At 45.9% G+C, this 13290-nt stretch carries 9 protein-coding genes and 2 pseudogenes; 5 read left to right on the top strand and 6 right to left on the bottom strand.

Translation table 11 applies throughout. The annotated features are described in order from the left end of the window. Positions 1-301: 301 nt before the first annotated feature. The 4 genes from nadB to QUB56_RS24215 all read left to right on the top strand — a co-directional run bounded on the left by nadB (position 302) and on the right by QUB56_RS24215 (position 5719). Positions 302-1963 carry an L-aspartate oxidase gene (nadB, locus tag QUB56_RS24230; RefSeq protein ID WP_332958681.1) on the top strand — a complete coding sequence of 554 codons (1662 nt, stop codon included), beginning with the start codon at positions 302-304 and terminating at the stop codon, positions 1961-1963. 1472 nt (positions 1964-3435) lie between these two features. After that, the gene (locus QUB56_RS24225; protein ID WP_332958680.1) at positions 3436-4062 is read left to right on the top strand and encodes an SAM-dependent methyltransferase; all 627 of its coding nucleotides are present in this window, start codon (positions 3436-3438) and stop codon (positions 4060-4062) included. Positions 4063-4446: 384 nt separating this feature from the next. Further along, positions 4447-4647, top strand: coding sequence for a hypothetical protein (locus tag QUB56_RS24220; RefSeq protein WP_332958679.1), 201 nt, complete (start codon positions 4447-4449; stop codon positions 4645-4647). 97 nt (positions 4648-4744) lie between these two features. Continuing rightward, a complete protein-coding gene (locus tag QUB56_RS24215) occupies positions 4745-5719 on the top strand; it encodes an alpha/beta hydrolase (RefSeq protein WP_332958678.1) in 975 nt (324 codons plus the stop codon). A 38-nt stretch (positions 5720-5757) separates the two neighbouring features. Here QUB56_RS24215 and QUB56_RS24210 read toward each other — a convergent pair whose 3' ends face one another. The 5 genes from QUB56_RS24210 to btpA form a co-directional block, all read right to left on the bottom strand. Then, positions 5758-6573 carry an alpha/beta hydrolase-fold protein gene (locus QUB56_RS24210; protein WP_332958677.1) on the bottom strand — a complete coding sequence of 272 codons (816 nt, stop codon included), beginning with the start codon at positions 6571-6573 and terminating at the stop codon, positions 5758-5760. A gap of 153 nt (positions 6574-6726) precedes the next feature. Then, positions 6727-6966 (bottom strand): hypothetical protein, encoded by a 240-nt coding sequence (locus QUB56_RS24205; RefSeq protein WP_332958676.1) that lies wholly within the window; start codon positions 6964-6966, stop codon positions 6727-6729. Positions 6967-7673: 707 nt separating this feature from the next. Continuing rightward, positions 7674-9809, bottom strand: coding sequence for a CHASE2 domain-containing protein (locus QUB56_RS24200; RefSeq protein ID WP_445243391.1), 2136 nt, complete (start codon positions 9807-9809; stop codon positions 7674-7676). Positions 9810-10600: 791 nt separating this feature from the next. After that, on the bottom strand, positions 10601-11524 hold the full coding sequence (locus QUB56_RS24195; RefSeq protein ID WP_332958674.1) for a vitamin K epoxide reductase family protein: 924 nt from the start codon (positions 11522-11524) through the stop codon (positions 10601-10603). A gap of 384 nt (positions 11525-11908) precedes the next feature. After that, positions 11909-12796 (bottom strand): photosystem I biogenesis protein BtpA, encoded by an 888-nt coding sequence (btpA, locus tag QUB56_RS24190; protein WP_332958673.1) that lies wholly within the window; start codon positions 12794-12796, stop codon positions 11909-11911. A gap of 217 nt (positions 12797-13013) precedes the next feature. Between btpA and QUB56_RS24185 the strand changes: the two are divergent. Then, a pseudogene (locus tag QUB56_RS24185) lies at positions 13014-13157 on the top strand (helix-turn-helix domain-containing protein); the annotation flags it as partial. A 4-nt stretch (positions 13158-13161) separates the two neighbouring features. Here the strand turns inward: QUB56_RS24185 and QUB56_RS24180 are convergent. After that, positions 13162-13290: pseudogene (locus QUB56_RS24180) on the bottom strand (RNA-guided endonuclease TnpB family protein); the annotation flags it as partial.

Here is a 13290-nt window from a genome sequence, read left to right as displayed (position 1 = left end):
TTGGGCAGAAGGCAAACGGCCGAAAGAAAAGATTTTTTTTCTCTTAGGCTGATGACTTCTGCCTTTAATTTATCAAGACTTACTTTCAACCACCATTCGCCAAAAGCCGGCAAAAATTCCCTAGCTAGATTGAAATAAGCGGGTTGCCCAGATTCCTCTGTAGACTCAATTCTTTAATCTAAAATCTAAAATATAAGCTCGCTCGAGTGACATTAATTCAACTCCCTAGATTCATCTGTGGAGTCAATCCTAAAATCTAAAATCTAAAATCTAAAATCTAAAATCGACTGGCGGCAGACTTATGACTGACAAATTTGACGTATTGGTAATAGGTGCTGGCGCGGCGGGTTTGTACACAGCACTTTGCCTGCCAGAGCATTTGCAGGTGGGCTTGATCAATAAAAATACCCTGCCTGTTTCTGCTAGTGATTGGGCTCAAGGAGGGATTGCTGCGGCGATCGCCCCTGAAGATTCCGCAGCGCTGCACATTCAGGATACACTGGCTGCCGGAGCAGGTCTTTGCGATTTGGAGGCGGTGAAATTTTTAGTCGAGGAAGCTAGTGCTTGCATTGACTCCCTCGTGAAAATGGGCGTTGCATTCGATCGCACCGGCCCAGATTTAGCCCTCACCCTAGAAGCAGCCCACTCCCGCCGCCGAGTTCTCCACGCCGCCGACACTACGGGCAAAGCCGTTATCAGTACGCTGACAGCAAAAGTATTGAGCCGCAAAAACATTCAACTCATATCTCCTGCCTTTGCTTTGAGTCTGTGGCTAGACAAAACCGGGCGCTGTCAGGGGATTAGCTCGATTTGCGGCTCACAAGTCAAGTGGCTGCAGGCCCAAGCCGTGGTGCTGGCGACAGGCGGCGGCGGACAGGTTTTTGCTCAAACGACCAATCCGTCAGTAAGTACCGGGGACGGGGTGGCAATTGCGTGGCGCGCCGGGGCGCTGCTGCGAGATTTAGAATTTGTGCAGTTTCACCCGACGGCACTCAGCAAAGTGGGCGCGCCTCGCTTTCTCATTAGCGAAGCGGTGCGGGGAGAAGGAGCTCATTTAGTTGACAGTAAGGGATATCGCTTTGCTTTTGACTCTCACCCCAGCGGTGAACTCGCCCCTCGGGATGTTGTCAGCCGCGCAATTTTCCGCCACTTGCAGAAGACGGGGGAACCTCATGTTTGGCTGGATTTGCGCCCGATTGCGGTCGATCGACTGCGCTACAGGTTTCCGAATATTATTCAAGTGTGCGCTGACTGGGGAATTGATATTTTTTCCGAACCGGTGCCGGTGACGCCCGCCGCCCATTACTGGATGGGAGGGATTGTGACTGACAAGTTCAACCAAACATCCATTCCGGGTTTGTATGCGGTGGGAGAAACTGCCAGCACGGGGGTACACGGCGCTAATCGGTTGGCGAGCAATTCGCTGCTAGAATGTCTGGTTTTTGGGGCGCAGATGGGACTTTTGCAGCTAGAAGGTGGAAAGCCCAAAACACTCACAGATGAGTTCGATACCGGGGAAATCTTGGAAAAATCGATTTGTCTTCATGACATTGAGGCGATCGACAAGTTGCGGGTAGAATTGCCGAATTTGGTGTGGCAGAGTGCGGGAATTTGCAGGGGACAGCGGGATTTGGAAAGTGCGATCGTCCAAGTTGAGATTTGGCGGCAAGAATTTGCCTCTTTGCCTTTGAGTCAAACTTTGGTGAAGTTGCGGCCAGGAAAAATCCTTGATTTCTCACTTGCGGATCAGGAAACCAGCCTGCAGTTGCGAAATTGGGGAGAAGTTGGCAATTTATTAGATATCGGCTATTTAATTCTCAAAAGTGCAGCTTTCCGGACTGAAAGTCGAGGCGGACATTACCGACTTGACTATCCCCTCACCGATCCGAGTTGGTGCACTCACACTTTAATCCAGAACACCAATTGGTACAAAGAAAGCGTTAGAAGCACACAAGCCCTATAAGTGTTCCGATTTAGTGATTAAACTATAGCGCTAGCTGGGGGGTAACAAGGAAGCCGAAACCTTGACACAGAAGGGATGAGAGCTGGGTTACCAAAAAAAAGATGGGTCTGCTATAGTGACAAGCAAACCCACAAATCAAAACAATACTAATGCAATTTGATCGCCAGCATCTAGCAAAGCAATTGGGCCGCGCCCAGTTCCTGATGTTGCTGCTTCTGGCTCAACATCATTCAAGCCTAAAAAAAAGTCAAACTAGAAACAATAGCAAGACTCTTTCCAATCTGGATAACTTGTGAATTCAGAGGTAGAAAGTTACAAATATTCTTGGATTTACCCAGCTTAACGATTAGTAGCTTATTGTGACCTATCATCAGTTATTGGCTAGAGAAATTGGTTCCCAAAAAATCGAAACAGGAGTTATACCTAGCGATTGACCGCAGAAAGTGGAAAAATCTCAACTTGCGTCATGTCAGCGTGATTTAGTCAAGAAGAGCCATTCCCTTAACCTGGAGATTGCTGCCGCACATAGGCAATAGTAATCAGGATCAACAAGAAAGTGTACTCTCCTCAGTTTTAGCCAAATTCAAATATTATCAAATAGTGCTGCTAAAAGACCGCGACTTTTGTTACCTAGATTTAACCACTTGTCTCCAGGCTAGGAATATCAAATTTTGTTTAAGGTTGAAGAAAGCGAATTTTATAAAATAATAATTAAATAGGGCAGCCATTATATGAGTTATTAATTAAACCGGGATCGCCTTATATTATAAAAAAAAAGAATCCGTAAAACAAGTTAGTTTCAGGATTTTCCTGGTAGCTAAATAAAAAAACGCAATCAAACCACAAAAGAGCCTTGGGATATCTTGACCGATCGGGGAAGTTTAACCGCCGCCATCCAAGGGTATAAAAGAAGAATGGGGATTGAATAATTGAATAAATCTTCCAAGACTGTAAAAGTGGGGGGTATAATCTAGAAGGCACTGGATTAAGATAAAACCGATTAAACTCAAGGATTTTAGTGATATTTCAGGTTTATCTAAAGTCAATACTCCCAGGGTATGAAATCAACAGACATCAGAAAAAAAAATAGGTCTGTCGTCCCATATAAGCCGGGATAATATCTCGAAAACGCAGTACATTTGGTGTGGATTTAGATGGAGAAAACTAGGTGAAAAACTTGGAACTATATCACCAATTGGCCGCAGAATTAACGAGTAAATCCTCCCACAAACGCCGCCCCCTCTGCGAGGTATAAGGGTCCAAACTCTTATCCGCTCTACCTCCTAGCTCTCTTGTTACCCCTTCAGGTTACTAAGGTAGTCTACGACACAATAACAGACCAGTAGCGTTCACTGTAGCACCGCCGTCCCAGTGTGAAAAATCTCCGAGAGCGTAATTTGAGAAGAGAGTCTAGGATATGTTTTTTCTGTAGTATACTTGTTTAAATAACATTTAACTTGCAGAGGTTGACGATGAAACCTTCAGAACAAATATCAACACCGCCCAGTGTCTTTGATGAAATCTTTCGCAAGAGTCCAGATCCTTGGGGATACACCACCAGGTTTTACGAAACCAGTAAATTCCGAGCAACTATCAGAGCTTTGCCAAAAGTCAAATTCAAAAATGCTTTTGAAATCGCCTGCGCCATCGGTGTACTGACAGAGAAACTAGCTCCCAAATGTGAGAGACTACTGTCTGTAGACTATTCGGAACCGGGATTGGTCGAAGCGCGGAAACGCTGCAGTCATCTCCCGCAGGTGCGGTTCGAGCAGATGCAGATTCCCCAACAGTTCCCGAATGAAAAGTTCGATTTGATTTTATTTTCAGAAGTCGGCTTTTTTTTGACTATTCCAGACCTTTTGGAAACCAAACAAAAAATTATTGACGCTTTGGTTCCGGGCGGATATTTGTTGATGGTTCATTTTGGCTTGAAGGCGACCGATTATTTTCTCCACGATGGCGATACTGTTCACAATACTTTTCTCGAAAATTCTGAATCATCTTTGAAACATCTTGGCGACCCTCGCAAAAAGTTTTTCATGCTAGATTTATTAGGCTATCACAAACGCTATCGGATGGATTTGTTTCAGCGTTTGTAGATGATACAAACAGATAGAGTCAGATAGCCTGCATCTATAACTGTCCTGACGCACGCGGTCAAAAATCCGGTTTCTGTGTCAATCTATGACTGGAAAAATCCACGATTTTTCTCAGAAACCGGTTTTTTTGCGTCCGCGACTCTACAATTAAGCTGGGAGGGTAACAAGGAAGCCGAAACCGTTAGATAGAGAAGAAATGTTCCCAGACTGTAAAAGTGGGGGTGATATCGTTTCCGGTTGCATAGGAATGATAAAGTCAAGGCAAATAATTCCACATTCCCCCACTCCCAACGGACCACTCCCAACGGACTATCATTCCGGTGTAACCGGAATTGATATGATAGCTTAGAAAGCACTGGATTAAGAGGAGAGCGATTAAACGCAATGATTTTGGTGATGTGTCTGGCTTATTTCCAATCAACCATGGGCGGGTGTAAAATCAGCAAACATCACGGACAAAAATATGTCTGTCGTACCAAAGAATTTGGGAGAATCTATCGAAAACGCAGCACCTTTGGCGTAGGGTTAGATGGAGAGAACTGGGTGAAAAACTTGGAACCATATCACCGCGAGGCCGCAGAATGAACCAATTTGTCCTCCCATAAACGCCGCTCCCCTCAGCCAGGGATAAGGGCGCAAACCATTATCATTTCTATCTTATAGCTCTCTTGTTACCCCTTCAGTGGCCCTAGTAACCCATCGATTCATCAATACCAATGGCATCTTGATGCACATTGCCCAACAGGGTTCCGGTCCGTTAGTCGTCTTGTGCCACGGTTTCCCAGAATCTTGGTATTCCTGGCGGCACCAGCTAACAGCACTGTCCGAGGCCGGTTACCATGTCGTAGCGCCAGATCAACGCGGCTACGGTCAAACCGATCGACCCGAACCTATCGAAGCTTACAACATTCTCGAATTAACGGCAGATATTGTTGGTCTTGTTGATGCCCTAAATCAAGAACAGGCGGTCATCGTGGGTCATGACTGGGGGGCTGTTGTTGCCCGGTATTGCGCCCTGTTAAGACCAGACATTTTTAGGGCGATCGTTCTGCTGAGTGTCCCTTACAAGCCAAGACTTTGGACTTCCATCCGTCCTACAGAAGCGCTGAAACGCATGGTAGGCGAAAACCAGCAGTTTTACCAGTTGTATTTCCAGGAACCAGGATTGGCCGAGGCCCAATTCGATGCGGATGTCCGCAAGACCATAAGCATCTTACTCTACTCGGGTTCGGGAGACGCACCGCCCCAGCATCGATTGCGCCCTCTCTTCAGTAAGTCTGAGAAGTTTCTTGACACTGGCACCCTGCCAGAGACGCTTCCTGCTTGGTTAACCAAACAAGATATCGACTTTTTTACAGGCGAGTTTGAACGAACAGGTTTTCGAGGCGGGCTCAACTGGTACCGGAACTTGGACCGATCCTGGGAACTAACAGCTTTTCTGAGTGGGGCTCCGCTGCGCCAGCCTGCACTGTTTGTAGCAGGGGAGGAAGACGTGGTAATTGCGATGAACCGAGACGCTGTTGATGGAATGGGGGAAAAAGTGCCGAACTTGAAGAAGAAGGTTTTGTTGCCAGGTGCCGGACACTGGATTCAACAAGAGCGTCCAACAGAGGTTAATCAATTGCTGATTGAGTTTTTGGCTAGTCTAAATATCTAACTGGATGCCATATTTCCGCAATGTGTCAAGTCGCAACCTTAAGTAAAAACGGCTCTTAAACCTCTACTAATTGTGGCTGGAGTAACGGATACATGAGTCTCGTCCTCAAACACGTGTGTTATCAGTTCCAAATTCTGATACTGCCTATCTTGCATTATCCCAGCCATCTCCTGGAAACCCGCGACCATGCGATCGCTTTCACAAGAACCTACTGACATGAACACCTTTGCTGATAAACGGGTGTTGTTAGCCGCAAAATCCTTTTCATAGTTGAGAATCGCTGATTTGTCCCACCATACCGTCGGGCTGCCAATGATATAGCGCCGGAAAGTATGAGGTTGGTGGAATAACGCATAAAGTGCGAACAAACCACCAAATGAACTACCGCAGATAGCGCTATCTTCAGGAATAGTTCTGTAAGTTGTATTGACAAAAGGCATTAGTTCTTTAGCAATAAATTGGAGAAAATTGGCTGCTCCACCTGAACCAACATATTCGGGAGCATCAGGTTGTACAGCTTTTAAAGTTTCTTGGTACCATGTATCAACGGTGGTGATGGTATAGTCTCGCGTCCTGAAAGCTGCTGCCTCTGTAAAACTGTCGATCGGATAGCCAATACCGACAATGATAATTTCCGGTATTTCCTTAAGCATTGCCAGAAAGCGAGCTGTTTCTGTAACTGTGCCAAAAACTGCATTAGCATCTAGCACGTAGAGGACAGGATAGGCTTTGTCAGAATTAGCGTATCCGTGTCCAAGAGCAACAAAGATTCGGAATTCTTGCTCCACCTTTGATGACCGTAGTGAGTGTATCTCTGTATCAGGAATTGTGACCTGCGGATGTTGTATTGACATATCTTTTATTGAAAATCCCGCGCAGTGTCAATAGCTGTGAGGCTACGGACTGCGCTTTTAACCGTCAATCGCTTTCCATCGCGTGTCTCAAGCTAGGGCCCACAAATCTCGTTGATGGTGAATGTCCGCGAGTAGGAAATTAAAAAATTGGGTTCAGCGCGTCCCCGCACCGTCACTTCTGGGGTTCCCGTTCGGGTCTGGTTCGTATTGTTTGGGGTAATTTGGAAACCTAGAGGTTTGTGCAAGTGTCCAAACCGTGGAGGTCGATCGATCTTTTGTTAAGTTGGTGGTTGAGTTGCTGGCAAGTTGAGTCGCATTTGCGGTGCCAACTGTATTCAGTTGCAGGCAGGTCGCCAGAGTAGCCGTTGTTGTGAGTTGAATCAAAGTACGCATAGTATTCACATGATTATTCAAATCACTGCCTTAAATGCACGTTTGTACCACATATTATATCTATCTATTTGCGTATTTCCCCCGCTCTGTTTACATTTTCTTTAATTAACTTTCGTAATTTTACGCAAACTATTTTAATTCAAGGCTTTTTAGCGATTTTAATTTGGTTTCGGGTGTCAAGTTGGGATTTTTGTAATATCTGTAACATTTAGCAATACTTCGGACAGTTTTTGATTGCCCACCGTAAAATAAGGGTTTCAGGGCGATTAAACAATCAAGCTGTCAACAGAAAATCAAAGGTTTCAGACTATCACATAAAAATAGTCCGGACTATTGATTTAGATGAGACGGCAATTTCCTCTCATAAGTTTTATATTTATGTAAGTCTATCTAATGACAGATGACTGATTATACAATATATATGTATGAAGCTCCAATACTTCAGACCTTTTTTTGAACGGTTTCAAAAAGCTTACAGGGCTTACGGTTTCCGAATCGAGGTATGTTTTCTTTCGTTAGCTGCACATCGGGCGCCGGCAAATAATATCGCCCCCAGAGTCTAATTAGGGTTTGAGGTCTAAAACTTGCTCAAATTTTGTCCGAAGTTTTGACATTTTAAATTAAAAAATTACATAGTTGGGAATGGCTTATGAAGCTCGTGGTTGGAACCTTACCTACAGTTTTCTTGTTTTTTTAACTGGTATTAATTAATAAAAGTGATATTGATTTTTCCCGCGTTCCTTAGCACGATACATCGCAACATCGGCATTTTTGACTAAAATCTCTGGCTCTTGACCGTCAAAGGGATATAAACTAATGCCAATACTTGTAGTTACAGAAACTGTATGTTCTTCTAAAATAAAAGGCTGGATGATGCCGTCGCAAATTTTTTCAGCTACTTTTGCAGCTTCCTCCGGGCCTGGAATTGCGGGCAGAATGACTGTGAACTCGTCGCCACCCAACCGCGAGATTGTATCGCTGCCGCGCAAACATTTTTTGAGCCGACTGGCAACTGTTTTTAAGAGTAAATCGCCCACATTGTGTCCGAGAGTGTCGTTGATTGACTTAAATCCATCTAAATCTAAAAACAGTAAAGCTACCAATTCCTGATTGCTGGAGGCTTTTTCTAGAGACTGATGCAAGCATTCGTAAAACCTTTTGCGGTTGGGCAAACCAGTGAGAGCATCGTGATCGGCTTGGTGGCTGAGTTCAGCATTTTTTTGTTCGAGGGCTTTTGCCCGGAGTTGGCGCTCAGTAATATCTCTGATTGCTCCGACTAAAAATAGGTTGCCTGCAGCATCTTTATGCAGGGATCTTTTAGTTGCAATCAGATGCGTAATTCCGTGAGCGTCGGTAAAATATTCTTCATTTTCTCGCGGCTGGTGAGTTTGCAATACTAATTCGTCTTGCTGCCAAAATATATCGGCTTCGCTTTGGGGAAATAAGTCGTAATCTGTGTGGCAGGTTAACTTTTCTAAAGGATAGCCGATAAACCGACAATATGCCTGATTCAAAACAACCCAGCGGTGATTTCGATCTTTGACAAAAATCGGGTCGGGAATTGTATCGATTAGTGATTGTAAAAATTCTTTAGACCGTTTTAATTCTTCTTGTAAATGAGCCAGATAACCCACAACTGCGCAGCCAGAACCCAAAAGACTGAGGATTGCAGGAATTAATGGCAGCCACCAACCGGCTAAAAAAGCTAAGTATAAACTGCCGCTCAGACCGAGACAGATACTTGACAAACAGCAAGCCGATCGACCCAGCGATCGCAAATTCCAACTTACACTTGCTCCCGCCCAAGACCAGAGTAAAATCCACAGCAACTCCGCAGCCTCTGGCCAGACATCGATCCCCCCGCGGCCATCGAGGGCAGCACTTAAAATTTGGCTCAACAAATGAGCCTGAAGCTCGACTCCCGGTATTTGCTGGGGAGGAGCAAACCAACCGGAGCTGTAAGAATTTTGGTAAAAGTCTTTGAGGCTGGGAGCATTTGAGCCGATCAAGACAGCGCGCGATCGCACAAAATCAGCGGGTACTTTGCCAGAAAGCACGTCGCTCATCGATGCAGTGCGGAAACTGCCTCGCGGGCCGCGCAGGTTGGTCAAAATTTGATAGCCGCGACTGTCCGCTCGAACGTAAGCACCGTCATTCGGTTGAAAAGGCCGAAAAACCCCCTTGCCTAACTGCAAGTATTTAGGATTGGCTTTTGCTGATTGAGGGGAAATTCCTTCGCTTTCGAGGTAACGCAAAGCCAGTTTCAGCGCGAAACTTTGATGAGTTTTGCCGTCTCCTGGCCAAGCGTAGAGCAAAGTTCGGCGCACTTTTGAGTCAGCGTCGATGACAACGTTGTTGAAACCGATTCGATCGAGCTTGTCGAGTACCGGAGGCGGTCGAACTCCGAACCTGGTTTCGTCTGGCATCAACTCAATGCCGATTAAGTTGGGAATAGTTTTAAACGTTTTGAGCAATTCGGCGTTACCCGGTTGAGTTGGCAAATCTCGGTAAACGTCGAGGCCGATCGCCCGCGGCTTGCCAGCGTGCAATTTTTGCAGCAATTGGGCCAATACAGCATCCGAAATTGGGTAGCCGTATTTTTGTAAGTCAGCTTCTTTAATTTCTACAATGACGATGCGCGAGTCAATTGGTTCGGCCGGTCGCCAGCGCACAAACTGGTCGAAAGCAGCCCATTCCCACACCTGAAAAAATCCTAACCACCGCATTACAATGACCGTACCGGCAACTGCACTCGCAGTAATCAATACTCGGCGTTCTCGAGCGAGCCATTTTTTGATAGTTTCTAGCATATTTTTGAGATTTTTGCCTCGCCCTTCAAGCATCTAAGCTACTAATACATATAGCTTTTACATCTCCGGGGCGATCGGCTCAGTCGATTTTAGATTTTAGATTTTAGATTTTCCAATTTTTTGGTTTTTCGGTGCGGGTGAGTCGAGGGATTTTAGATTTTAGATTTTAGATTTTAGATTTTCCAATTTTTTGATTGTTCGGTGCGGGTGAGTCAAGGGATTTTAGATTTTAGATTTTAGATTTTAGATTTTCCAATTTTTTGATTTTTCGGTAGGATCGGGCTGCAACGGCAGAAACCGGGTTTCTCAACCAAAATATATCATTTCAACAATGAGTCTGGAAGTAGAAACCCGGTTTCTTTAGTTTTTGTGTATAGCAGATGTTGAAGGAAGAAGGAATAAGGAAGGCCCAAGTTGCTATCGACTGCAATTGTTTCAGCAATTAAGAACCTTCTCAAACTCTGGCACGGTTGCTATAGAGGTTGTTGGGTAGATGAGGTACACAATCAAACTTAAAAATCTTCGCAGCACGGGTTTCGGCGTATTAGATTTTTGTGTTCGCCGCTAAGCTGCGGAGCATCTGGCATTGAATGCATAGACGGGCTAGGAGGGCCTGTTCCACAATAATTGTAGAAAAATTGACTGTCAAATTAGATGCACAGCAGCTTATCTACCTAGTTTTTAGTAATTGTTTATTGATTATAGATGGATGCAAAATTTTAGATTCATTGCCCAGCACGATACAACTATCAACTCAGCTAAAAATCCGGAGCTTTCCTGGCAATAAACCTAAAATCTGCCATCTATAATCTCAACCTTTTCTATCAGTTTTGAAAGTTTCGCGGGCCGGTGTAACCCGATAAGTCAGCGAGTTTCTCCAAAGATTGCGTGCCGGAATAAAACTGACCTTTAATCTCCCAAGTGGGGAAACCTTTAATATTCCCACCAGCAGCTTGGCAAATTTCAGCGCGGGAATTTTGCCCCCTGGGATCGCATTCAAAATAATCAATTATTTGGGCTGCTTCTTTGCCGAACAGCATTTTTTGCTCGTGACAGTGGGGACACCAGTAAGCGCCGTACTCTTTAGCGCCGATTTCTCGGAGGTGGCGGGCCAAAGCAAGTTCTGCCGGGCCGGAGGTTGTAGTGACGGCAGGGGCTACATTTCCGGGGGTAGAGACAGAAGTAGCAGGTGACCTGACGCTGTTATAAAGTCCTAAGGCGCCGATCGAACTCACCATTGCCACCAAAATGCCTGTAAATACCAACTGTCCGATATCTTCCCACTCGCGCCCGACTAGCACCAGCACAAACAGCGACAGTGAAAATAGGGCGGAACTGAGGCAATAAATACACACATCCTTAATTTCAAAAGCCATCAAATACATCAAATAGCTGCTGAAAATTACCATCGCAGCGGTGATGATAAATAGCGCTTGCCAAGTTTTGTTTTCTAGTTGAGAGTGCAGTCCTTTATTGGTGTTGGGGTTGACGGCTTTGGGGGCCAATGCCAGGATTGCTATGCTCAGGTAAGCCAGACAGCCTAACAAACTTAAAGGCACTGTGCCAAAGACTGTAGCGTAGGGACTGTTGAGAACTTTGTCGCAGCCGCTGGTGGGACAAATGACCGAGCCTGTCGTGAATTTAGCGATCGTGAGATAGGCCGTTTCTACGACGCCGATGGCTGCGATCGCTCCCATCACAGTTCTAGACCAGCGATGAATCCAAGGGGTTGAACGTCGGCGAATCATTTTTTGATTTGGTAAGTGGTAATTGGGACGTTGAAAGAAAAAGGAAGTTCGGCAACGAGCAATCTACGGGATTTAACGGATTTAACCGATGAATGTTGAGGGAAGAAGTCAAAAATCAGAAGTCAGAAGTCAGAGCAAAAAAACAGCTATCCGTGTATTAGTGACTTCCGGAGCGTGAATCAAGGGAATTGGGAATTGATAATTGGGAATTGGTGATTGGTGATTGATAATTGGTGATTGATAATTGATAATTGGTGATTGATAATTGATAATTAGTGATTAGGAATTGGTGAGTTTTTTTCACTGTTAGCTCTTCGTTTTAAGCTATTACCGATTACCCGTTACCGATTACCCATTACCGATTACCCATTACCCCTTCCCATTTTACGTTTTACTTGTGACTTTGCCCGGTTCCGGTGTTGATCCTCTTGAGCCATTAGCGTCTCTGTTTTCCTGTTGGCGCTCTTTCTGTGACAAGCTGCGGCGGGCGGCTTCTACAAACTGACTGACGCGGATCGGATCTATCGGCTGCTCGATGCGGCCGTTTCGCTTCAGGGAACTCGATACAATTACGCCGTCAGCGGCCTGCATGAGGGTGGAAATGTTTTCCCACGAGGCGCCACTACCGATGAAAACTGGAATTCCTGCCGCTGCTGCACTCGCGAGTTCTAAGTCTTCGAAATTGGGAGGGCTGCCAGTTGTCCAACCGGAAAGGATCACGGCGTCAGCTAAAGCGCGCCCGATCGTCTCCTGGACGGCTGTGGTCAAGTTGGGGCTGCCTAACGGTCGCCCGTGCTTGACTAACACGTCTGCTAGTATTTTGACATCGCTTCCCAATTCCCGGCGGTAGCGCAGTAGCTGGTGAGCTTGACCTTCAATTAAGCCTTGGTCTGTAGCCATGATGCCGTTGAGGACGTTGACGCGGATGAATTGAGCACCCGTGCAGGAGGCGATGGCGATCGCGCTGTGGGCGTCGTTTCGCAGCACGTTAATGCCGATCGGCAGCGTCACGAGATTGGTTAGCCTCTCGACTACCAGAGTCATGGCACTTACCACAGCCGGATCTACGCTGTCTTTGGCAAAAGGAGCGTCAAAAAAGTTCTCGACTATGATACCGTTTGCGCCACCAGAAGCCAGCGCTGTAGCCTCTTGCTCGGCTCTTCCGATAATAGCTTTGAGGTTTCCGCCCCAGCGGGGAGAAGTTGGCAAAGGCTGTAAATGTACGACACCGATTATGGGATTCGGCGTTTTGAATATTTGTTTTAAGTCCACGGATTTTCCTGAAACCACCAAGTTCACTGACGGCTGACGGCGGATGAGTCACGGTATATTCTAGAATTCTATAGCAAATATGCTGAGAACCCCGTGTCTTTAGACCGGGGATGAAAGCTAGAGGCAGGCTTTAGCCTGCAAGTTACCTTCCATTGCTTTGCTTATCGTTGAGTCTACAAAATGCTACTCTATTTTCTAGAGCCAGGGAAAACGAGCAATGTTAAACCTTAGTTACGAGTACAAATTGAAGCCAACCGCAGAGCAATCTCAAGAACTTGAGCGGGTTCTAATGGTTTGTCGCAAGGTTTGGAACTACGCTTTGCGGGAACGCAAGGACTGGATCAACTCTCTTGACACTCCCCGCCCTATAAGGACGGGGATTCTTTCATCGCCGGGAGCGCAATCGCTTTACCCTCTGAAAGCATCTTGACCGTGTGTCCCACGGCTGCAAGTCCTCGAATCAGAACTACTTGAGCGGCTGCAACGTCTCTATC

The organism is Microcoleus sp. AR_TQ3_B6, from assembly GCF_036702785.1.
Classification (GTDB): domain Bacteria; phylum Cyanobacteriota; class Cyanobacteriia; order Cyanobacteriales; family Microcoleaceae; genus Microcoleus.
Note: the sequence above shows the minus strand (reverse complement) of the source record. Positions and strands in the feature narration are given on the sequence as shown.